The organism is Aeromonas sp. MR19 (genome assembly GCF_963899305.1).
GTDB lineage: Bacteria > Pseudomonadota > Gammaproteobacteria > Enterobacterales > Aeromonadaceae > Aeromonas > Aeromonas bestiarum.
Map to the genome: position 1 here is coordinate 133828 of NZ_CAWQWZ010000053.1, position 22018 is coordinate 155845.

Sequence of the window (22018 nt, forward strand, 5' to 3'; positions counted from 1 at the left end):
GGGGGATGAGAACGATCCATTTATATGTCATGTTCGGCCTGCTGAGTGCGAGTGCGCAGGCCAATGACAGCTTCAACAGCGAGCTGAGCCATTTCATCGGTGGCGCGGCCATGGGGGCGGGCTTTACGGCGATCGCCGATCATTACGGCTATCGGGAACAGAGAGGCTGGATCGGGTTCGGGGTTTCCACCGGGATCGGGGTGGTGGGAGAGCTGGCGTCGAGAAACGGCAAGTTCTCTGCCCTCGACGCGGGTGCCAATGCGCTGGGGGCGGTGATTGGCGCCTTTGCCACCGAGCGCTGGATCCTGGCCCCCGTAGTGCTGCCCGAGCAGCACTACGCAGGACTGATGACCCGTTATCGCTTCTAAGAACCAGCCGCGCTGGCCGCTCCACTGATGGGCATCAATAACAGAGGGAGCCATGGGCTCCCTCTTCTGCTTTCTACGGCTGTCAGCGTCAGAGCACCTGACTCAGAAACTGGCGCAGGCGCGGGGAGGGGGGATTGTCAAAGAAGTCGGTCGGCTTCTCATCCACCAGCAGCTCACCGTTTTCCATGAAGAGCACCCGATCCGCCACCTCGCGGGCGAAACCCATCTCGTGGGTCACCACCACCATGGTCATGCCCTCACGGGCCAGCCCCTTCATGACGTCCAGCACCTCACCCACCATCTCGGGGTCCAGCGCACTGGTGGGCTCATCGAACAGCATGATGCGCGGCTGCATGGCGAGTGCCCGGGCTATGGCCACCCGCTGTTGCTGGCCGCCGGAGAGCTGGGAGGGATAGCTCTCGGCCTTGTTCGACAATCCCACTTTCAGCAGCAGGGCCTTGGCCCTGTCCCGCGCATCGTTGCGCGACAGCCCGCGGACTTTCTGCGGTGCCAGGCAGATGTTGTCCAGCACGTTCAGGTGGGGGAAGAGGTTGAAGGACTGGAACACCATGCCCACCTCTTCCCGCAATTTGTTGACGTCACCCGGTTCGGTCAGAGAGATGCCATCGACCACTATGTTGCCGTCATTGATGGTCTCCAGCTGGTTGAGGGTGCGCAGGAAGGTGGATTTGCCCGAGCCGCTGGGGCCCACTATCACCACCACTTCCCCTTCGGCCACCTGGGTGCTGACGTTTTTCAGGGCGTGCACCTCGGTGCCATAGAATTTTTCGACACCTGTCGCCTTGATGATGGGATCAGTTGCTGCACGCATGTTTCACCTCCAGACGACGTACCGGGAAGGCGCGGGGCGTGCCTGTGATGGCAGCACTTCTTGGCTCCTGTTGAGCCTTGATAATGGGATCAGTTGCTGCGCGCATATTTCACCTCCAGACGACGCACCATAAAGGAGAGGGTGCCAGTCAGCACCAGATAGAGCAGGGCCACGGTGAACCACACCTCGAACGGGCTGAAGGTGGAGCTGACCACCTCGCGCCCCGCCTTGGTGAGATCCGTGATGGAGATGACAGAGACCAGGGAGGAGTCCTTGATGAGGTTGATGAACTGGCCCGCCAGCGGCGGCAACACCCGCTTGAAGGCTTGTGGCAGTATGACGTAACGCATGGTCTGGGCCGAGGTGAGCCCCAGGCTGCGACCGGCCTCCATCTGCCCCTTGTGAATGGAGCTGATGCCGGCGCGCACGATTTCGGCCACATAGGCGCCGGTAAAGACGGCCAGCGCCGCGACCCCGGCGGTGAACCTGTCCAGGTTCAGCACTGTGCCGATGAAGAAGTAGACGATGAAGATCTGCACCAGCAGCGGCGTGCCGCGAATGAGCTCCACATAGGTGACCGCCAGATTGCGCAGGGCCGGGTTGGGGGAGAGGCGGGCCAGGCCTGCCAGGGTGCCGAGCAGGATGGCGAACACGCCCGCCACCAGAGAGAGCTTGACCGTGACCCAGACGCCCCAGGCGATGGGGCCCGCGGTCCAGGTGAGTTCGGTATCCAGGGTATCGCCCCGGAAGATGGTGTCCCCTTCGGCGACCTTCACCCCTGTGCTGGCGATGGCCTGGCGTTGATTGGGGTCGAGATCGTTTTGCAGGAACAGCTTGCCCTGTTCGGCGCTGGTGGTACCGGCGACCACTGTGCCGTCAAATTCGGCCAGGTTGTTCTGTTCCGCCTGATAGGCGATGTATTGGGGGATCCGCTCCCAGCGCCAGGTGTAATCCACGGACTGAACCGCTTTATAGATGCCGAATACGGCAGCCAGCAGCATCAGCAGGAAGACGCCGTGCCAGAGCAGCTTATTGGGTTGTTTTTCCATCTGTCTTGTTGGGTTGTGCACTGTCGCAACCTCGTTGTAGTTATTTATTGTGTGGGGATCTGCGTGAAGGGGCGGCAGGCCGCCCCTTGCGAGGTTACTTGAGCTGATTCAGCCAGGCGTTGGATTCGAACCACTTCTTGTAGAGGCGGTCGTAGCTGCCGTCACCCTTGATCTGGCGCAGGTAGTTGTTGAACCAGTTGAGGGTGTCCTGGTCGCCCTTGCGGATGGCCCAGGCCAGAGGTTCGAAGGTGAACGGCTTGTCCAGGTGCACCACGGCGCCTGTGTTCTGGGAGGCGAAGATGGCGTTGTAGGGCAGGTCGTAGACGAAGGCATCGACCTTGCCATTGATCACTTCCAGCTTGGCGTCGTCCTGGGTTTCAAACTGCAGCAGGGTGGCTTTGGGGATCAGACGCTTGACCGCCTGCTCGCCCGTGGTGCCGAGCTTGACCGCGATCTTGTACTTGGGATCGTTGAGATCGCTGAAGGACTTGATCTCGCCAACCTTCTCCTTGCGCAGCACTATGGTCTGGCCCACGACTATGTAGGGATCGGCGAAGTTGACGCGCAGGTTGCGCTGGGGAGTAACTGTCATGCCGCCCATGATGACGTCGAACTTGTCGGTCAGCAGCGCCGGAATGATGCCATCCCAGGCGGTGTTGACGAACTCGACCTTCACGCCCATCTCCTTGGCGACCATCTTGGCAAGATCCACATCGAAACCTATGTACTGGCCCTGTTTGTTGGTCATTTCGAAGGGTTGATAGCCGGCGTCGAAGCCGACCCGCAGCACACCGCGCTCCAGCACGGCGTCCAGAGTGGAACTAGGCGCGGCACTGGCCAGCCCGCAAAACAGCAAGGTAGATAGAATGAGTTTTTTGATCATAAGTGACGTCTCTGTCGATGTTGTGTTCAGCCTTGAACCTGCTCCCGTGCGACTCCGTGGCACAAGAGACTGCTGCATCCGGCAACAGGCAAGACAGGATTATTGTCTTGGTTGAGGCAAAAGCCCCATATGAGATTCCATTTCCTGTGTGCTGAGTGAAAAATGTACCAAATTCCGATTGTGCCAGATGACTCAATAGGTTAGTGGCGCTTTTTCCCCGTGACTGCACTCATAAAATCACACGAAAACAACATATCTATCTAATGGAGCGGGTTCAAGTCCAAAATGTCCGCGGGACACTTTGTTACACCGAGCCCTCTCATCAGCGGTGTCAAACGTTACTCACTTTCCGGTGGGTAGCAGGAGAGGGATTCTTATGGGGCATTTTTAGCGGAATTTTATGCAACAGGTGAACTTTTATTGAGGATTTGCTCAGACGCCACTGGGTCTTGTTTTGCGCTTCAAATATACTCAGTTACCTTCGTTTAGTGGCACGGGTATGGACGCCTCAATACTGCTCAAGCTGGATGTATTCACCCTGATGATCATGGCCCTGGGTGGCTACAGCCTCGGTTTTATCACCCTCTCCATCATATGGTCGACCCACAGGGAGATCCCCGGACTCGGACTCTGGTGGTGGTCGAGCCTGTGCGCCCTGGCGGCCCAGAGTCTGTTCACCCTGCAGGCCTTCATGCCCAATCTGGCGGGGATCTGGCTGGCCAACCTGCTGATCACCGTCTGCCTCGCCCTGATGCCGCTGGCGCTGCAGCGCTTCTTCGGCAAGCCCCTCAGCTGGCGTGCCACCGCCCTGTTCATGCTGATCTATGTGCTGATCCTGAGCTGGAGCATCTTGTTCAACGAACGGATGGCGCCCCGGGTATTGCTGGCCTGCCTGAGCTACATGGTGCTGGGGGCGGTGATCGTCTTTCTCATCTGGCGGCATGGCTATCCCGCCTACCTGCCCGCCGTGCTGGTGTTCACCGTGGTCAATATCCTGCTATACGGCTTCAACCTGATGCGGATGGGGTTTCTGCTGCAGGGAGATGCCCGGGTGCTGATGGATCAGAGCGGCGTCAATGTGCTGCCCTTTCTCTCCATGCTGATGGGCAGTTACCTCTCCACCTTCGGGGTGCTGCTGCTCTGTACCCAGTATCGGGCGCTGGCGCTGCGCCAGCAGGCCAGCCACGACTCCCTGACCGGTCTGCTGAACCGGCGCGGTTTCATGGAGCGGATGGCGGCGCGGCGGGTGAGCGAGTTTGGCGCCCTGGCGGTGCTGGATCTGGATGACTTCAAGCAGATCAACGATCGCCACGGCCATGAGGCGGGGGACAGGGTGCTGGCGGCCGTCGGCGCCTACCTGGGCGGGCGGCCCGAGCTGGTAGCCAGCCGCTTTGGCGGCGAGGAGTTTGTCGTGCTGCTGCCGCAGGAGGATGAGCAAGCCCAGCAGGCGCGCTGCGAGCAGATATTGCAGGATCTGGCGGCGCTGGAGCTGGACGGCATCGGCATCACGGTCAGCATGGGGCTGGCGCGCTGCCAGCACGGCTGGCATTTCGACACCCTGTTCAGCCAGGCCGACGGCGCCCTCTATCAGGCCAAGCGGGAGGGAAAGAACCGGATCTGCCGCCTGGCCTGACGCCTCAAGGCGCCAACTCAGCTTCCGGGGCCTGGGTGCGCGGCGCCTGGGCCTTGAGGAAGGGGAGCAGCAACAGGGCCGAGACCCCGGCCGCCACCGAAATTACCACGAAGAAGCCGTTCCAGTGCCAGATCTCCATCACCTTGGCCAGCGGATAACCCGACAGCGCCGCCCCCATGTAGGCGAACAGGCCGACGAAGCCGGTGGCGGCCCCCGCCGAGTTTTTGTGGGAGCACTCGGCCGCCGCCATGCCGATCAGCATCTGGGGGCCGAACACGAAGAAGCCGATGGTGAAGAAGCAGGCCGCCTGCATCACATAGCTGAAGAAGGGCATCAGCCACAGCGACCCCACCGCCAGCAGTATCCCCACCGCGAAGATGAGGTTCATGGGCCCCCGGTTGCCGTTGAACAGCTTGTCCGATCCCCAGCCCGCCACCAGGGCGCCGATAAAGCCCCCCACCTCGAACATCGAAATGGCCGAGTTGGCGCTCATCAGGTTGAAGCCGCGCTGCTCCGTCATGTAGAGATTGCCCCAGTCGTTGATGGCGGTGCGCACCACGTAGACCAGCACGTAGCAGCAGGCCAGCAGCCAGATGTAGGGGTTGCCGAGCACGTATTTGCGCAGGATCTGGCGAGGAGAGAGGCCCGCATCCTGGGTCTGCTGGGCGATCTCCAGCGCATCCTGGCGCCACTCGCCGACCGTGGGCAGCCCCATGGCACTCGGGGTGTCCCGCAGCCGCCAGCAGAGGAACAAGCCGGTCAGAATGGCGATGATGCCGGGCACTATCATGCCGTAGCGCCAGCCGTGTTGCAGGGCTAGGGTGCTGACGATGAGCGGGATCAGGGCCCCGCCCACGTTGTGGGCCGTGTTCCAGGCCGACCACCAGAAGCCGCGCTCGGTGCGCGAATACCAGCTGGTGAGCAGCTTGGAGCAGGGGGGCCAGCCCCAGCCCTGGAAGAAGGCGTTGGCGACCCAGAGTGCCGCAAACAGCCACAGCGACGAGGAGAGGCCGAACAAGATGTTGATGACGCCGGTGGCCATCAGCCCCAGTCCCATGAAGTAGCGGGGGTTGGCGCGGTCGCTGATGATGCCTGAGAAGAACTTGGAGCAGCCGTAGGTGATGTAGAACAGGGTCCACAGCATGCCGATGTCGGACTTGTCCAGCATGCCATCCGCCAGCATGTCCGGCATGGCGAAGTTGAAGCTCTTGCGGGTGAAGTAGAAGACCGCATAGCCCAGGTACATGGTCAGCAGGATGTGCAGCCGCCAGTGACGGTAGCTGGCATCGATCTCGGTCTGATCGCGGATGAGCGGCTGGGGCGGCGCGCTTCTCATGAAGCTCAGCATGCAGGGCCTCGCTGGATAAGGGGGTCAGCCATGAGGCTCCTCCCGTTTGCGATTGGGCAGGGCCACGGTCAGCTGGGTGCCGTGAATGCAGGAGAGTTGCAGGCTGCCGCCGAGGGCCTGCACCCGCTCGCGAATGCCGAGCAGGCCATACCCCTGTGGCGTGCGGTGCTCCGGCAGGCCGCAGCCGTCATCCTCCAGCAACAGCAGCAGGCGCTCTGCCTGGCGATGGGCGCGAATGGTGACCGAGCTGGCGTTGGCGTGTTTGACCACGTTGTTGAGCCCCTCCTGACAGACCCTAAACAGGGTGACCCGCTGGGCGTCGGAGAGCCCCTCGTCCGCCAGCTGCCACTCGAGCCGGGTGACGATACCGCGGCGCTCCAGCTCCAGCTCCCGCAGCAGGCCGCGCACCGCTTGCTCCAGACTCATGTCGTCGAGCTGGCGCGGACGCAGGCGACCGAGCAGGCCGCGCACCGCATCGTAGATGCCGAGCGACAGCGTTTCGATGAGGGCGCTGCTCTGACCGACGCCGGCGTTGTCCGGCGCGAGACGCCGCACTATGCCGGCCTGGGTGCGGATGGCGGTGATGGTCTGGCCAATGTCGTCGTGCAGCTCGCGAGCCACCTCCTTGCGGATGCTCTCTTCTGTCTCCAGCAGCCGCTCTGTGAGCTGGCGGTTGTGGGTGAGCTGGCGGGTCAGCGCCTGATTGAGCTCGCGCTGGCGCTGGATGCCGGCCCCCAGCAGCAGGCCGGTCAGGCTCTGGGCCAGCAGGGAGAGCAGCAGGTCCAGCGGGTGTTCGTGCCAGGCCTGGCCCGCCATCAGGGCGACAGTGTTCATCAGGGTGGCGAGCAGCGCCCCCTGCCAGCCGTAGCGCCAGGCCATGGCCATGATGGGAATGGCGAGGCAAAACGGGGTGAAGCGCACCAGCGAGTCCGGCAGGCCGAGCTGCAGCCAGAGGCTCAGCACGAACAGCAGCAGATACCAGACCAGATGACGAAAGCGCCAGTCCACTGGTTGATCCACCAGCGCCGGCCCGAGCGGCACCCAGGTGGCGCGGGTGAGGTAGTGCCAGATCAGCATGCAGGTGGAGGTGAGGGTCAGGCCGCCGGTCAGGGTGAGCAGCAGGGCGGTGAGGCCATCTTCCCCGGCCAGATGCCAGAGCAGGGATTGCAGCAGCGCCGCCACAGTGACGGTGGCGAGCAGCACCAGCAGCTGTTGCCAGTCGTTGCGCACCTGCTGGCGGCGGGCGATGAGCAGCGGCAGCAGGGTGAGCAGGCTGCCCGCCTGGATCAGCGGCCACAGCGGCAGCCCTACCTCCTGATTGAGCCAGTAGAGCAGCAGGGATTCACACAGCAGCAGCGGCGGCCAGTAGGCGATCGGGCTTTGCAACAGCAGGCCGAGGCGCAGGCCGAACGGGAACAGCAGCACCGCCAGTATGGGGGATCCCGCCAGATGCAGGCTGATGCTCCACAGGCAAAACCAGCCGGCGGCAAAGATGAAGCTGGCCGCCAGCGAGATGGCGACATAGCTGGCGAGACGGGAGATCACCAGCTGTCCAGCATGCGGTGGGCCAGCTCCACGTTGTTGCTGACTTTCAGTTTGTCCATCAGGTTGGCGCGGTGCACGTGCACCGTCTTGGGGGAGAGGCCGAGCTGTTCGGCAATGGCTTTGACCTCCAGTCCCCGCGCCAGCAGCTGCGCCACTTCCCGCTCCCGGTTGGTGAGGGGATCCTGACTGTTGCAGGCCAGCTTGTGGGCTATGTCCGGGGTCAGGTAGCAGCCACCGTGGGCGGCGGTGCGCACCGCGGCGATCAGCTCATCCGGGCTGCAGCGCTTGGAGAGAAAGCCCTTGGCACCGGCCTGCAAGGCCTGTTCGATCAGTGCCGGACTGTCGTGCACCGACAGCATCACCACGGCGAGGCCGGAGGGGAGGCGCTTGAGCAGGTCCAGCCCGGATTGATCCGGCATTGAGATGTCGCACACGCACAGCTGCACGCCGCTGCCCGGCAACCCGGCGAGGGCGTCGGCGGCCGAGCCGAACTCGGCCACGACCTTGAGATCGGGCTCGAGATTGAGCAACTGGGCAAAACCGGAGCGGACGATCTGGTGATCGTCGATGAGGGCAATCTTTATCATGATGTCAGCCTGAAATCTGCGGCCAGGGTGCTGGCGCGGCCAACAAGATACCTGCCGCCTCGCTCGGGCTCAAGAGGAAGGGCGCATTGTGGTCGGTATGGTGGGCGCTTCCGCCCCAAAGCTTGATCGGGATCAGGGAGGGGATGGCTTTGCACCCGGCCTGGGTCGGGGAGAATACGCGCCGTCCCCGTGGTGCTCGGGTCGGCGCGTGCCCGTGGCGGCTAGCGGTGCAGCTCGCCCGCCCGTTCCGGCTGATAGACCACTTCCAGGATCTCGACCTGGATGGTGCGCCCGGCGGGGCCCGGCCAGGCGATGCTGTCGCCCACCTTCAGCCCCAGCAGGGCGCTGCCGACCGGGGCCAGCACTGAGATTTTGGACTCATCCCCCTGCACATCCTTCGGATAGACCAGGGTCAGGCAGAAGTCGTTGCCGCTGCTCTGCATCTTGAAGCGCACAGTGCTGTTCATGGTCACCACGTCCGGCGGCATGTCGGCCGGCTCGCGCATCTCGGCGCGGTCCAGCTCCTCCTGCAATGCCAGGTGCTGCGGGTGGTTGCCGAGCAGTTGCTCGATGCGATCGAGATCCAGGCTGGAAATCACGAGATGAGGTCTTTGCATAGGATATTCCTTATCAATGGGTCATATGACCAGGATGGCGGGCAAGCTGGTCGCAAAAGGGGGTCGATACGAAAAAACAGATCGGGAACGCATGCCCCCGAACGACTCGCTGTCAGGGGCGAGGGCGGGGGCTCAACGGGGTGTGAGCTGGCTTGGAAAAATCATGAACGCTTTCATGGGGATACCATAACCATTCTGGACTGCTTTGGCAATTATCCTGATAGGCTTGTCAGGGGGCCTGATAATCGTACTGCTTGATGATGCGCGCCAGGCTGCCATCGTCGCGCATGGCCAGAATGGTCTTGCGCCAGCGCAGCGCCTCGGCAGGGGGAAAGCGGGGGCTGGCGGCAAGGTAGAGAGCCGTCTGTTGCAGGGTGTCGCCGCGCACCAGATCCGCCAGCGGCAAGCCGGCCTGCTGCTGATTGTAGCGGGCGCTGTTCCAGGCCACGGCCCAGCCCTGAATACGATCCAGCGCCAGCTTGCTGGCATTGCTGACCTCCTCGGCCACCACGTCCTGTTTCACCTGGCCAAGCGGCTGGATCAGGCTCTGGCCATAGGATCCGCGCATCACCCCTATGGTCAGGCCGGGCAGTGCCTTGACCGAGAGTGGCTCGGGGTGGTGCTGGCGATGGCTGACCAGCACGAAGGCTTCGTCCAGCAGGGGGGCAATCCAGAGAAACAGCGGCTCGCGCTGGGGGCTTTTGACCGGTGGCACCAGCAAGACGTTCTGGCGATGGCGGGTCTGGCTGAGGGCGCGAGCCAGCGGCATCAGCTCTATGGTCAGCGGCTCCTTGAGGCGACGGGCGGCTTCCTCCAGCACCTCTATGGCCATGCCGCTCGGGGCACCCTGATAGGAGCGGATGACATAAGGGGGGATCTCGGCCGCGATGACCACAACGGCATGGGCCTGAATGGCCGGAAAGAGCAGGCTGCAGCACAGCAGCATGAGAACGGGAATGCGCATAGGAGACCGGATCAGGGATGAGTACACAGAGTGTAACATCCCGTTACCGCAAGTCAGCCCACCCCATTCAGGGTGGCGCGTCAGTCGAAGAAATCCCTCAGATCCAGGGTCTGGTAGCCCTCCAGCTGCTGCCAGGGCAGCTGCTTTGGCAAGGGCTTGAGGGTCACCTCCATCCGGTAGCTGCGATAGCCGTCCAGGCTTGCCGACTCCACCACCAGCGGCAACTGCCAACGGCTCGACCAGAGGATGCGGGTGCGCTGCCTGCCCTCGCGCCCTTCATACCAGCGCGCCTGCTCGGGGGCGGCCTCATCGAGGGGGGTCATCCCTTGCAGCAGGGCCGGGTTGACGAGGTAGCGGATCCGCTCCCAATCCGGCTTGAACGCCACCTGGCCATACTCTTCCTCCGGCACCTCCACCAGCTGGTTGTGCCAGCTGTCGGCGTAGCGCAGTTGCAGCTCCCCCTGTGCATCGCGGGTCACCCAGCGCGCCGCCATCTGATGGGTGAAGTGCTTGTGGCCCGGGTTGGCATCGTGGGTGGCGTGATAGGCGCGTGCCAGCGGCAGCGGGATCAGCCGCTGGCTCCACACCTGGTTGCCGACCCGCATCCACTTCTCCTGCCAGCTGTTTTCCTTGGCGATGCCATCGCTGCTGGTGACCCTGTCGTGATAGCTGATCCGGGCGGCCAGATCGGGAGTCTCCTCGGCATGAGCCTGAAAGGAGAGGGTGCTGCCAAGCAGCCATAACGGAAGTAACAGTCGCATCATGCTTGATCGCTCGAAAGAGCAGGGGGCCGGGTTCAGTAACCCGGCCCCCTGCCGCTTACAGGCCGAGCGCCTCCCGCAGTTTGCCGAACACCTTGGTGTTGTCCAGCGTGCCCTTGAAGCGGCTGCTGCCGGCGCCGTCCGCGAACAGCATCACATCGCCGCCGCCGTGGGTCTCTGAGCCCAGCTTGACGCCCGTCTCCTGCAGGTAGTCGTCCGCCATCACCTCATCACTGGTGAGGGTGGGGCGCACCGCCGGGCGGTTGGGGCCGTTGCCGAACACTAGGGTGGTGAAGGGTTTGCCATCCACGTCGTTCTGGGTCGAGCCGTCGGCGTTCTTGACCAGATCCAGCACCTTGTTGCCCTTGGCGGAGTAGCCGTTGATGGTCATGGTGTGGTCGTGGTCGGCGGTGACCACGATCAGGGTATCTTTCAGGTCCACCTTGCCGAGCGCCGTCTTGACCGCTTCATCCAGCGCCACCGCATCGGTCAGCGACCGCTTGGCATTGGTGCCGTGCAATGCGTGGTCGATGCGCCCCCCTTCCACCATCAGGAAGTAGCCCTGGCTGTTCTGGCTCAAGAGATCGATCGCCTTGGCGGTCATCTCCGACAGGGACGGCTGGGTATTCGCCGCCCCCTTGGCGACGCGGTCCAGCTCGTAGTCGAGGTGGGACTTGGGACTGAACAGGCCGAGCAGCTTGCCACTGCTGACCTTGGCCAGATCGCTCTGGGTGGTGACATAGCTGTACCCCTGGGCGGTCAGCTCGGCGGTGAGGTCCCGGCTATCGGCGCGGCCGCCCTTGTTGCTGGCGCTGTAGGGGGTCCAGTGATTGGCACCACCCCCCATCAGCACGTCCACCCCGTCCCCGAGGGCGGCGTTGAAGCCGGCCCCGCCCGGTACCGCCTGCTCGGCGATGGCATAGGCGGCATCCCGGTGGCAGATGTGGGCATAAGTCGCGGCCGGGGTGGCATGGGTCAGTTCAGTGGTGGTGACGGCGCCGACCGACTTGCCCGCCGCCTTGGCCAGCTCCAGTATGCTGGGCACAGGCGTGCCGTTGTCGCTGGTGCAGTTGTTGATGCCCTTGTTGCCGTTGGCATCCTTGGCCGGAGCGACGGCCCTGGTGTCGCTGCTCATGGCGATCACCTCGTTGTTCATCTTGACGCCCGTGGTGTAGGCCGCCATGGAGGGGGCCGAATCCGTGGTCTGGGCATCGTTGGAGAAGGTCTTGATGCGGGCGCTGCGTGGCAGCTTCATCATCTCGAGATCCCCCTCTTCGCCCACTTTGAACAGGCGGGTGGCGGTGAGCACAGTGGGGCCCATGCCGTCACCGATGAACAGGATGACGTTTTTGGCATCGCTGGCCTGCGCCTGGGCTGCGCCGCCGAGGGCGGTGAGCAGGGCGGTGCAGACGAGGGTTCTGTGCAGGTTGTTTTTCATGGTTTTTTTCATGGATCCTTTCATGGGAATGCTCCTTACAGCCCGGCTGCAGCCTTGACCTTGCCAAAGACGGCGGTGTTGTCGAGTGAGCCGTGGAAGCTGTCCGCTCCCTGGCCGATGGCGCCGAGGAAGACATCGGTGCCGCCATGGGTCTCGTTGCCGATCTCGCCCACCTTGACCACTACCTCCTGGTGATAGTCGTTGGCGGAGACGGTGGCGTCATCCAGCGCGGCGACGTTGCTGCGCGGGCCATCCACCCGGTTGTAGCCGTTGCCAAAACCGATGATGGTGTAGGGCATGCCATCGCTATCCTTGCTCGGTTCGCCTGTCTCGTAGTTCCTCACCAACCCGAGCACGCCCGGGTTGTCGGCCGTGGTCTTGCCGGTGCGCTTGGCATAGCCGTTGAGTACCAGGGTATGGTCGTGGTCGGCGGTGACCACTATCAGGGTGTTTTTCAGCTCGGGGTCGGTTTTCTTCACCTCGTCGATGGCGGCCTTGATGGCGTTGTCGAAGGCGAGGGTATCTTGCAGGGCGCGCTTGGCGTTGGTGTCGTGCAGGGCGTGATCGATGCGTCCCCCTTCCACCATCAGGAAGTAGCCCTTCTCTTTATTCTTGAGCTGCTTGATGGCAGCCAGGGTCATCTGGGTAAGGGAGGGCTCGCTGGCCGGCCTGTCCAGGTCATATTTCATGTGGCTCGCCCCAAACAGCCCAAGCAGCGGCTTGCCCGCCTCGGCCTTGTTCAGCTCGTCCAGGTTGCTGGCGAACTGGTAGCCCTTGGCCTGCATCTCGCTGATGAGGTTGCGGCCATCCTCCCGCTTGCCCTTGTCGGCTTTTGGCAGGAAGAAGCCGCTGCCACCGCCGAGCACCACGTCCAGCCCCTCTTTCAGGGCGCCGTTGTAACCGGTGCCGCCCGGCACCAGCTGGACGGCGATGTCATTTTCCAGATCCCGGTTGCAGATGTGGGCATAGGTGGCGGCCGGGGTGGCGTGGGTGACCCGGGTGCTGGTGACCACACCTGTGCCGCGGCCATCGGCCTTGGCCAGCTCCAGCAGTGTGGTGACCGGCTTGCCGGCACTCTTGCTGCAGTCGCTCTCATAGGTGGCATCGCCGTCCATGCTGATGACACCGTTGTTGCTCTTGACCCCTGTCATGTAGGCTGCCATGGAAGGGGCCGAGTCTGTGACCTGGGAGTCGTGGGAGAAGGTCTTGATGAAGGCCGTCTCCGGCAGGGTGTCCATGGTGAGACTGCCCTCTTCCCCGACGCCATAGATGCGGGCCGCGGTCAGGGTGTTGAGGCCCATGCCGTCACCGAGGAAGAAGATGACGTTCTTGGCGCCGGGTGCCTGGGTGTCGCTGTCGTTGTTGGAGTTGCAGCCGGCGGCCAGGGCGGCGCCGATCATCAATGCAAGTCCTGCCATTTTTCTCATTGGGGTTCGCTCCTTGTAAAACCTGAGCGAAGCCTAGAGGGATCAGATGACACTTTTAGTGGTTATCGATGACAATCCGGTGAAGGCAGGGTTTGAATGTGATGTTGTATCAATTAGTTATCTGCAAATCTCGGTTGAGTGACGCCAAGGTCTTCGCTGGCGTCAAGGGGGCGCGATCCTTGGTGGTTTGCGCTCATGAGGCTAGAATGGCCTGTCAAATCCGGGCATCCACAGGTAAAATACGCCCCCTTGCGACGCCTGACGTCCGCCATTGCCCGCCGCTCGTTCCATAGCAAGCCAGCGCCCGCAGCCCCTACAGAGAGTAACGGATATGTCCATCAACTGGTTCCCCGGCCACATGCACAAGGCCCGCAAAGAGATTGCCGAGGTCATGCCCCAGGTCGATGTCATCATAGAGATGCTCGATGCCCGCATCCCCTTCTCCAGCGAAAACCCGCTGGTGCCAGAGTTGCGCGGTGATACCCCTGTTATCAAGGTGCTGAACAAGGCCGATCTCGCCGACCCCGAGATCACGGCGCTGTGGGTGGCACACATGGAAAAAGAGAAGGGGATCAAGGCGCTGCCGCTGACCCAGCAGGAGCCGGAGAAGATCAAGCAACTGCTGACCCTGTGCCACGAGATGCTGCCTGAACGCAACTTCGACCTGCGCGGGGTGCGCGCCATGATCATGGGCATTCCCAACGTGGGCAAATCCACCCTGATCAATACCCTGGCCGGGCGCATCATCGCCAAGACAGGCAACGAGGCGGGGGTGACCAAGTCCCAGCAGCGGATCAAGCTCGACAACAACGTCATCCTGACCGATACCCCGGGCTTCTTGTGGCCCAAGCTCAACCCGCCCTCCTGCGGCTATCGGCTGGCGATCACCGCCGCCATCAAGGACACGGTATTCGACTACGCCGACATCGCCATGTTTGCCGCCGATTACTTCATCAAGGCCTATCCGGAGCGTGTCAAGGCGCGCTACCAGATAGCCGATCTGCCGGAAACCGAGATCGAGCTGCTGGAGCTGATCGCCCGCCAGCGCGCCTTCATGCGCAAAGGGGGCCTGGCCGATCTGCACAAGGCGTCCGAGATCCTGGTGAACGAGTTCCGCGCAGGCTTCTTGGGTCGCATCTCGCTGGAAACCCCCGAGATGGTGAGCGCCGAGATAGTGGCGGCCGAAGAGGACGCGGCGCAGAAGGCCAAGGAGAAGGCCGAACGGGAAGACGAGCGTCAGGCGCGCGCCCGTCGCAAGTACGCCAGGAAGCGTCAGAAATAGCCGCTATTGTGCTTTATATAAAGAAGAGGCGACCCCGGGGTCGCCTCTTCTTTTAGGGTATCCATGGTCAGAACAGGGGTCAGGCAAGCCAGTGGTGCGCCCAGGTCGACATGATGGAGTGCCTCCTCGAACCGGTAGCCATTACCGGCCACTGTTTGTTTTTCCCGCCGGCTCTTGAGCGCCAGCAGCCCGTCGCCACACTCATGACGTCGCTAAAGGTTGATGACGATGATCGACCGACCATGGCCCGCCATGGCGGCCAAAAATCCCGTTAATCAAGGGGATAAGCCTGATGTCGAGAGGGTGTCGTGCGGTGCCGATCAACGCGGCAACGCCTGCGCGGAGAAAAACATCGCCTGCGCGATTTCAGGCCGATTGACAATGCCGTTGGCGGTGGCATGATGCGCTCGCATTTTGACTCTCCTCACGGTTTTATCCATGACCACATACACCCGGCCAGTGCTGTTGTTGCTCTGCGGCCTGCTGCTGCTGACCCTGGCCATCGCGGTGTTGAACACGCTGGTACCGCTCTGGCTTGCCCATGACAATCTGCCGACCTGGCAGGTGGGCATGGTCGGCTCCTCCTATTTCAGCGGCAACCTGTTGGGAACCCTGCTGGCGGGGGCGCTGATCAAGCACTGCGGGTTCAACCGCAGCTACTACCTGGCGTCCGTCCTCTTTGCCGCAGGCTGTGTCGGCTTGGGGCTCACCCTTGGCTTCTGGAGCTGGCTTATCTGGCGATTCATCGCCGGCATTGGCTGCGCCATGATCTGGGTGGTGGTGGAGAGCGCGCTGATGTGCAGCGGCAATGCGCGCAATCGCGGACGGTTGCTGGCCGCCTACATGATGGTCTATTACCTGGGAACCGTGCTCGGGCAACTGCTGGTCAGCAAGCTGTCGACCGCGCTGATGGATGTGCTGCCCTGGGCGACCGGGCTGGTATTGGCGGCTATCCTGCCGCTGCTGTTCACCCGCATCGTCAGTGAGCGCAGCGAACAGCAGGGGGCAACCCGGGTCTGGCCTATGCTGCGCCTGCGTCAGGCGCGGCTCGGTGTCAACGGCTGCATCGTCTCCGGCATGGTATTGGGGTCGCTGTATGGCCTGATGCCGCTCTATCTGAACCACCAGGGAGTGAGTGATGCCGGCATTGGCTACTGGATGGCGGTGATGGTGAGTGCCGGCATCCTGGGACAGTGGCCGATCGGCCGCCTGGCGGATCGGTTCGGGCGCCTGCAGGTGCTGCGGGTTCAGGTGTCGGTGGTGATCCTGGGCTCTGTGGCCATGCTCGGCAACGCGGCCATGGGCCCGGCGCTGTTCATCCTTGGGGCCGCGGGTTTTACGCTCTACCCGGTGGCCATGGCGTGGGCCTGCGAGAAGGTCGAGCACCATCAACTGGTGGCAATGAACCAGGCGCTGCTGCTGAGCTACACCATAGGCAGCCTGCTCGGCCCGGCCTGTACCGCACTCTTGATGCAACACTACTCGGATAATCTGCTGTTCATCGTGATCGCCTGTGTGTCGTGCATTTATCTGCTGATGTTGCTGCGCAAGCTGGGTGAACATCCGACGCCGGTGGCCCACGCCTGATGCTGATCGCGCGTCGATGTGCAGCGCATGACGCGTTCACGGGTTGGCCTTGCTCATGGTGACCTCGGCACGGCGCAGTCGTGCTGCACATTAAAGAAGAGGCGGCCCCGGGGCCGCCTCTTCTTTTACGGGAACCCACTTTTACAGGAACCCAGATTTGGTCAGCAATCGGACCCTTTATGGCGCGTCCTGACCGAAGCGACGGCGCGCCTCTTCGAACAGGGAGAGGTGCAGTGGGATCAGCTGCTGCCAGTCGCGCCGATAACCGCCACCCGGTACGGCCGCAATGGGCAGTCCGTGCCGGTAGGCGCAGTCAAATACCATGGCATCGCGCTGGCGTACCCCCTCGTCGCTCAAGGCGAGATAGCCGAGCTCGTCGCCCTGGTGCACATCGACCCCGGCCTGATAGAGGATGAGGTCGGGGGAGTAGAGCCGCAGTGCCAGGTTGAGCGCCTCTGCCAGCGTGGTGAGGTAGGCATCGTCCGCCATGCCGCTTGGCAGGGCAAAGTCCATGTGGGAGGCGGGCTTGTGGCGGGGGAAGTTGTGCTCCCCGTGCAGGGAGAGGGTGATGATATCGCGCCGGCCCTGGCACAGTGCTGCACTGCCATCCCCTTGATGTACATCGAGATCGACGATCAGTACCTGCTCGCAGCGCCCTTCGTCCAGACAACCCTGGGCGGCGATCACCAGATCGTTGAACAGGCAGAAGCCGCTGCCAAAGTCCCGGTGGGCATGGTGATAGCCGCCGGAGATCTGCAGGCCGCAACCCTGTTCGAGGGCATGGCGGCTGGCGGCAAGGGTGGCGCCCACCGAGCGCAAGGTGCGTTCAATGAGCATGGGGGACCAGGGGAAGCCGAGCTGGCGGATGGCGCCCGTATCGAGGGTGCCGGCGAGGACAGCATCCACATAGGCGGCATGGTGCACTCTTTTTATCTGCTCAGGGGTGGCTGCCGCGGCTTCTGTCAGCGGATAGCCGAGGTTGCCGAGGCGCTCAAACAGCGCCTGATACTTGGCCAGCGGGAAGCGGTGGCGCTCGGGCAGGGTCAGGGCGGAGTAGAGAGGGTGATAAAAGATGCGCAGTGACATGAAAGCAGGGCCTTGGCGGATATGAAGAAGGGGAGCCAGGCTCCCCTTCTTGCACCAGATGGCATTCAATACGCCATTACTGCTGCTGAATAACCCAGATCTGGAAGGCTTTGCGGGTTTCTGCATCGGCCTTGTTGTACCAGCTCTGCAGCTGGGTCAGGGCTTCCGGGTTGCTCTGAACCTTGCTCGGGGCAACCTGGACCGGCGCGCTGGCGGCGGCCATGACGGCGGCGCTGGAGACGGCGACCGTGGCTGGCTGGTTGAAGGCCTTGCCCATGCCCAGCAGCTCTTGCTGATAGTCACGGGTCAGCTGGAAGCCTTCGACTTTCGGCAGCACGAACTGTTCGCTGGCGACGACTTGACCGCTGCTCTTGTCTTTCAGGACCACTTTTTGATCCTTGACGAACTGCTTGGCTTCGGTTTCGTTGCGCGGCTTCTTGTAATCCAGCACCAGTTTCTGGTTGTCGGCGGCGGTGAAGTTGATCACCAGCGGCTCGGCGGTCACCAGCTTGGTGTCGCTGCGGCTGGAGTAGTTGCCTTCGAAGGCGACGACCAACTGATGATCACCCGCCTTGATGGGGTAGGTGCTGGTCTTGTCGAGCAGCTTGGGATTGATGGACTGACCATCGATCAGCTGGACGACATAGGGGTTGGTGACTTCCAATTGGGCATCGGCCAGGGCACTACCTGCCCACAACAGACCAGCCAGGGCCGGCACCAGAACAGTCAGTTTCATTTCATCTCCTTGAACAGTCAGGCGAGTGCCCACTGAAAAACAGGGGCTCATTTTTACAGGTTTGCCCAAGGGCAGCAATAGGCGTTTATGACGCCATGGATTGGCCCGGCTGCCCATCTTTCTATCAAAAGGGGTATGTGCCAGTCGGCCCTGCTCCCGCCGGGTGTCAGGACCCTATTCAATCCGGCGGCTGAACGGTGGCAGCGCATCGAGCAGCCCCTTGCCGTAGCGCTTGGTCAGCAGGCGCCGGTCGAGTATGGTGACCCGGCCCCTGTCCGCCTCCTTGCGAATGAGGCGGCCGCAGGCCTGAATCAGCTTGCGGGAGGCCTCCGGCACCGTCAGCTGCAGGAAGGGGTTGCCGCCCCGTTTCTCGACCCACTCGGCGGTGGCTTCTTCCACCGGCGAGTTGGGCACCGCAAAGGGCAGCTTGGTGATCACCAGGTTGGTGAGGTAGTGGCCGGGCAGGTCCAGCCCCTCCGAGAAGCTGCCGGTGCCAAACAGTATGCTGGCCTGGCCGCCGTCGCACTTTTGCTTGTGCAGGGTGAGCAGGGCATTGCGGGAGGCTTCACCCTGTACCAGCAAGGAGAGCCCCTTGGCTCTCAGCCCCACCGCCACCTCGTTCATCTGCCGATAGGAGGAGAAGAGCACCAGGCTCGCCTCCTTGCCGGCCAGCAGGCGGGGCAGGGCGCTGATGAGCTCCTGGGTGAAGGCGGGGGAGCTGGGTTCATGCTCCATCCTGGGCAGATAGAGCTCGGCTTTCTGGTAATCAAACGGGGATCTCAGACGCAGATAACGGGTGCCGTCGTGCTCTTTCAGCCCTACCTGATGGCGAAAATAGCTGAATGAAGAGAGAGCCGTGAGGGTGGCCGACACCAGGACGGCGCCCAGACAGCGGGACCAGAGCCACTCCTCCAGCAGATAGCCCACTTCGATGGGGGAGGCGTGCAACCAGATGTCGCCGTCATCGCTCTTGGCCATCCAGCGGGCGAGCGGTGTCTTGCCCTCGGGCACATGGCGCCCCAGCATCTCCCACAGGGCGCAGAAACTCTCCAGCCGCTGCAGGTGAAAACCGGTTTCCGCCAGCAGGGGCTCGGCCTCCTTGCGCCGGATCTCGCCATCCTTCAACGCCTCGCCGATGGCGCCCTGCATCCGGTCCAGTGCCCGCAGCGCCTTCTTGCTCGCCTCCTTCAGGTTTTCCGCCAGCATGGGCAGGGGATCTGGCAGCACACCTTCGGTGAATCGATAGTGTGCCTCGCCATTGAACAGCCGGTCGTTGGCGCCGAGCCACTGCTCCAGTGCCTTGAGATCCGGTTGCAGGGAGGCCAGCGCATCCTGCAGCTTCAACTGGGGGTCGAGCAAGCTGTCCTTGTTCAGCGTCCTGGCCAGCTTGCCGGCACTCTGTACCAGCTTCTCCAGCCAGCGACGGGAGCCCTTGACGCTGGCCGAGGCGGCGCCGTGATCCCGGGCTATGGTCGGCAGGTGATGGGCCTCGTCCAGCACATAGAGACACTCGTCGGGGGGCGGCAATATGATGCCTCCGCCCATGGTGAGATCGGAGAGCAGCAGGGCATGGTTCACCACCAGCACATCGGCGGCATCCATGTCGTTGCGGGCGCGGTGGAAGGGACAGTGCTGATGATGGCTGAGCGCCTTGTTGCAGGTGTGGCGGTCGGCGGCGATGCGATCCCAGCACAGGTCCGGGATGGGCTTGGGCCAGTTGTCCCGGTCGCCATCCCATTTTCCGTCCGTATAAGCCTGCCACAGCGCCTGATAGCGCTCCTTGTCAGAATCTGACGGCTTGTGCTTGCTTAAGCTACCGAAATCGAGCTCGAAGTTGGCCATCTCGGTGCCGCTTGCCGCTTGTTCAAGCAGGTGTTCGCAGCAGTAGCGCTGGCGCCCCTTGACCAGCATGAAACGAAACGGCAGCTCGCTGTGACGGTGATAAAAGGGCAGGTCCTTGTGGATCAGCTGCTCCTGCAACGCGACGGTAGCGGTGGAGATCACCAGCTTCTTCTGGGTCAGGCGTGCCACCGGGATGGCACCCTGGGCATAGGAGAGGGATTTGCCGATGCCGGTGCCGGCTTCGGCCACCAGGATGCGACGCTGCTTGTCATACTCCCCCGTCAGGGTCTTGGCTATCTCCGCCACCAGAAAATTCTGCTCCTTGCGTGGCACAAAACCGGGTAAACCATCGGCGATTTGGCGATAGGTATTGCGAATGGCGGCTTTGAGGCGGGTAGACAGCATGAAAGAAAAGACCGTTGCGGGGGGTGAAGAAGGACAGGATACCCGTAACTGCCAACCCGGGTCGAGGCATGGTGCAACGCACAGATCAGACCTCTTCTTCTATTTATAAGGCGGGCCCTCGTTACTGTGCGATAAATCACCAGCATGGGCCGCTAAAGCCAGCCATTATCGCTGTAAACGTTTTCCCAAGAGGTGCAAACAATGTGGGATTCAGGTCACAAATTTTCCGCTATGACTATGCTTTTCGTAAAAAGTTCCAAGTTTTTTCATTGCGGATTGGAAAACCCGGTGCTAGTCTCGGGCCCCATAGTGATGCAAAGAACATCGCTAACACAGGGAATAACAACAACTTAGTGTTTAATTACAGTAGGCATTGGAAACTATGAAAAAGACAATTCTGGCTATTGCTATCCCGGCTCTGTTTGCATCCGCCGCTAACGCTGCAGTGATCTATGACAAAGACGGTACCACTTTTGACGTATACGGCCGTGTTCAGGCTAACTACTACGGTGAGCACAACACAGCAGACTCTAAAGCTGCTTCTGGCTTCAAAGATGTTGATAGTGAACTGCAGGGTTCTACCCGTCTGGGTTGGTCCGGTAAAGTTGCACTGAACAACACTTGGTCCGGTATCGCCAAGACCGAGTGGCAAGTTGCTGCTGAAAACTCTGGCAACAAGACCAGTGATATCGACCCGCGTCATATCTACGCCGGTTTTGATGGTTCCCAGTACGGCAAAATCATCTTCGGTCAGACCGATACCGCGTTCTACGACGTGCTGGAACCGACCGATATCTTCAACGAATGGGGTGATGTAGGTAACTTCTATGACGGTCGTCAAGAAGGCCAAGTTATCTACTCCAACACCTATGGTGGTTTCAAGGGCAAGCTGTCCTATCAAACTAACGATGATGTTGCCGTCAAGGTAGCCGACATCGGTCAAAGCATCAAAGAAACCGCAGTTTATGGTGAAGATGTAAAGCGTAACTACGGTTATGCCGCTGCTGCCGGTTATGACTTCGACTTCGGTCTGGGCCTGAACGCAGGTTATGCTTACTCTGATCTGGAAAATAGCAAGACCAACACTACTGGCGACAAGAAAGAGTGGGCACTGGGTGCACACTACGCCATCAACGGCTTCTACTTCGCTGGTGTTTATACTCAGGGTGACCTGAGCTATGACACCACCACCGGTGGTGACAAGGACAAGGGCCGTGGCTACGAGCTGGCTGCCTCCTACAACGTTGATGCTTGGACCTTCCTGGCTGGCTACAACTTTGCTGAAGGTAAAGCAAACTCCAACGTATCTGGTGCCGAATACAAAGACGTCATTGACGAAACCCTGCTGGGCGTACAGTACTCTTTCACTTCCAAGCTGAAAGCCTACACAGAGTACAAAATCCAAGGTATCGACAAGCTGGACGACGAATGGACTGTCGCCCTGCAATACAACTTCTAATCCAGCCTCTGCGCTGATTTAGTTGGTAAACGGCCAAGCTTGCTTGGCCGTTTTGTTTTATCTGCTGCCTGTTATGTCATTGCCCGCTTTCGCCCGCGTTAATCACTTCCCCTTGATCTCTTTGGCCTGCGCCAGCTCACGTTGTCTCTTTTTTGTCCTTGGCTCCCGG

At 61.7% G+C, this 22018-nt stretch carries 20 protein-coding genes; 6 read left to right on the forward strand and 14 right to left on the reverse strand.

Features of this window, described 5'->3' with window-relative positions:
* The first annotated feature begins 5 nt into the window (after window positions 1-5).
* Entirely contained in the window at window positions 6-368 is a 363-nt protein-coding gene (locus AACQ95_RS21295; protein ID WP_241279840.1) for a hypothetical protein, read from the forward strand.
* 88 nt (window positions 369-456) lie between these two features.
* On the opposite strand, the gene AACQ95_RS21300 is transcribed toward AACQ95_RS21295, so the two are convergent.
* The 3 genes from AACQ95_RS21300 to AACQ95_RS21310 all read right to left on the reverse strand — a co-directional run bounded on the left by AACQ95_RS21300 (window position 457) and on the right by AACQ95_RS21310 (window position 3132).
* Window positions 457-1200: an amino acid ABC transporter ATP-binding protein gene (locus tag AACQ95_RS21300; RefSeq protein ID WP_042870747.1), complete on the reverse strand. Its 744-nt coding sequence runs from the start codon at window positions 1198-1200 to the stop codon at window positions 457-459.
* Between the two features lie 89 nt (window positions 1201-1289).
* Window positions 1290-2249 carry an amino acid ABC transporter permease gene (locus AACQ95_RS21305; protein ID WP_172955305.1) on the reverse strand — a complete coding sequence of 320 codons (960 nt, stop codon included), beginning with the start codon at window positions 2247-2249 and terminating at the stop codon, window positions 1290-1292.
* Between the two features lie 94 nt (window positions 2250-2343).
* On the reverse strand, window positions 2344-3132 hold the full coding sequence (locus tag AACQ95_RS21310; RefSeq protein ID WP_042870751.1) for a transporter substrate-binding domain-containing protein: 789 nt from the start codon (window positions 3130-3132) through the stop codon (window positions 2344-2346).
* 499 nt (window positions 3133-3631) lie between these two features.
* Between AACQ95_RS21310 and AACQ95_RS21315 the strand changes: the two genes are divergently transcribed.
* The gene (locus AACQ95_RS21315) at window positions 3632-4765 is read left to right on the forward strand and encodes a GGDEF domain-containing protein (RefSeq protein ID WP_241279842.1); all 1134 of its coding nucleotides are present in this window, start codon (window positions 3632-3634) and stop codon (window positions 4763-4765) included.
* A gap of 4 nt (window positions 4766-4769) precedes the next feature.
* Here AACQ95_RS21315 and AACQ95_RS21320 read toward each other — a convergent pair whose 3' ends face one another.
* The 8 genes from AACQ95_RS21320 to AACQ95_RS21355 all read right to left on the reverse strand — a co-directional run bounded on the left by AACQ95_RS21320 (window position 4770) and on the right by AACQ95_RS21355 (window position 13452).
* Entirely contained in the window at window positions 4770-6113 is a 1344-nt protein-coding gene (locus tag AACQ95_RS21320; protein ID WP_241279844.1) for an MFS transporter, read from the reverse strand.
* Window positions 6114-6137: 24 nt separating this feature from the next.
* On the reverse strand, window positions 6138-7658 hold the full coding sequence (gene uhpB, locus AACQ95_RS21325) for a signal transduction histidine-protein kinase/phosphatase UhpB (RefSeq protein ID WP_241279846.1): 1521 nt from the start codon (window positions 7656-7658) through the stop codon (window positions 6138-6140).
* Window positions 7655-8245 carry a transcriptional regulator UhpA gene (gene uhpA / locus AACQ95_RS21330; RefSeq protein ID WP_042036506.1) on the reverse strand — a complete coding sequence of 197 codons (591 nt, stop codon included), beginning with the start codon at window positions 8243-8245 and terminating at the stop codon, window positions 7655-7657. The genes uhpB and uhpA overlap by 4 nt, the downstream gene beginning before the upstream one ends.
* Window positions 8246-8466: 221 nt before the next feature.
* Window positions 8467-8862 carry a nucleoside diphosphate kinase regulator gene (rnk, locus tag AACQ95_RS21335; RefSeq protein ID WP_043137446.1) on the reverse strand — a complete coding sequence of 132 codons (396 nt, stop codon included), beginning with the start codon at window positions 8860-8862 and terminating at the stop codon, window positions 8467-8469.
* Window positions 8863-9091: 229 nt separating this feature from the next.
* The gene (locus AACQ95_RS21340; RefSeq protein ID WP_209428875.1) at window positions 9092-9826 is read right to left on the reverse strand and encodes a substrate-binding periplasmic protein; all 735 of its coding nucleotides are present in this window, start codon (window positions 9824-9826) and stop codon (window positions 9092-9094) included.
* Window positions 9827-9906: 80 nt separating this feature from the next.
* Window positions 9907-10590, reverse strand: coding sequence for a hypothetical protein (locus tag AACQ95_RS21345; protein WP_241279849.1), 684 nt, complete (start codon window positions 10588-10590; stop codon window positions 9907-9909).
* 55 nt (window positions 10591-10645) lie between these two features.
* Window positions 10646-12037 (reverse strand): alkaline phosphatase, encoded by a 1392-nt coding sequence (locus tag AACQ95_RS21350; protein WP_241279917.1) that lies wholly within the window; start codon window positions 12035-12037, stop codon window positions 10646-10648.
* Between the two features lie 23 nt (window positions 12038-12060).
* On the reverse strand, window positions 12061-13452 hold the full coding sequence (locus AACQ95_RS21355) for an alkaline phosphatase (RefSeq protein ID WP_241279852.1): 1392 nt from the start codon (window positions 13450-13452) through the stop codon (window positions 12061-12063).
* A 331-nt stretch (window positions 13453-13783) separates the two neighbouring features.
* On the opposite strand from AACQ95_RS21355, the gene ylqF reads away from it, so the two are divergent.
* The 3 genes from ylqF (at window position 13784) to AACQ95_RS21370 (ending at window position 16321) form a co-directional block, all read left to right on the forward strand.
* Entirely contained in the window at window positions 13784-14734 is a 951-nt protein-coding gene (gene ylqF, locus AACQ95_RS21360) for a ribosome biogenesis GTPase YlqF (protein WP_043137435.1), read from the forward strand.
* Between the two features lie 228 nt (window positions 14735-14962).
* Entirely contained in the window at window positions 14963-15136 is a 174-nt protein-coding gene (locus AACQ95_RS21365) for a hypothetical protein (RefSeq protein ID WP_241279854.1), read from the forward strand.
* A 36-nt stretch (window positions 15137-15172) separates the two neighbouring features.
* Window positions 15173-16321 (forward strand): MFS transporter, encoded by a 1149-nt coding sequence (locus AACQ95_RS21370; protein ID WP_241279856.1) that lies wholly within the window; start codon window positions 15173-15175, stop codon window positions 16319-16321.
* Window positions 16322-16498: 177 nt separating this feature from the next.
* On the opposite strand, the gene AACQ95_RS21375 is transcribed toward AACQ95_RS21370, so the two are convergent.
* From AACQ95_RS21375 to dinG, 3 genes are all read right to left on the reverse strand, one after another.
* Window positions 16499-17407 carry a histone deacetylase family protein gene (locus AACQ95_RS21375; protein ID WP_241279858.1) on the reverse strand — a complete coding sequence of 303 codons (909 nt, stop codon included), beginning with the start codon at window positions 17405-17407 and terminating at the stop codon, window positions 16499-16501.
* 76 nt (window positions 17408-17483) lie between these two features.
* Entirely contained in the window at window positions 17484-18143 is a 660-nt protein-coding gene (locus tag AACQ95_RS21380; RefSeq protein WP_241279860.1) for a YccT family protein, read from the reverse strand.
* A gap of 174 nt (window positions 18144-18317) precedes the next feature.
* Window positions 18318-20390, reverse strand: coding sequence for an ATP-dependent DNA helicase DinG (dinG, locus tag AACQ95_RS21385; protein ID WP_043137422.1), 2073 nt, complete (start codon window positions 20388-20390; stop codon window positions 18318-18320).
* 382 nt (window positions 20391-20772) lie between these two features.
* Here dinG and AACQ95_RS21390 point away from each other — a divergent pair, with 382 nt between their 5' ends.
* A complete protein-coding gene (locus AACQ95_RS21390) occupies window positions 20773-21849 on the forward strand; it encodes a porin (protein WP_241279861.1) in 1077 nt (358 codons plus the stop codon).
* Window positions 21850-22018 lie beyond the last annotated feature (169 nt).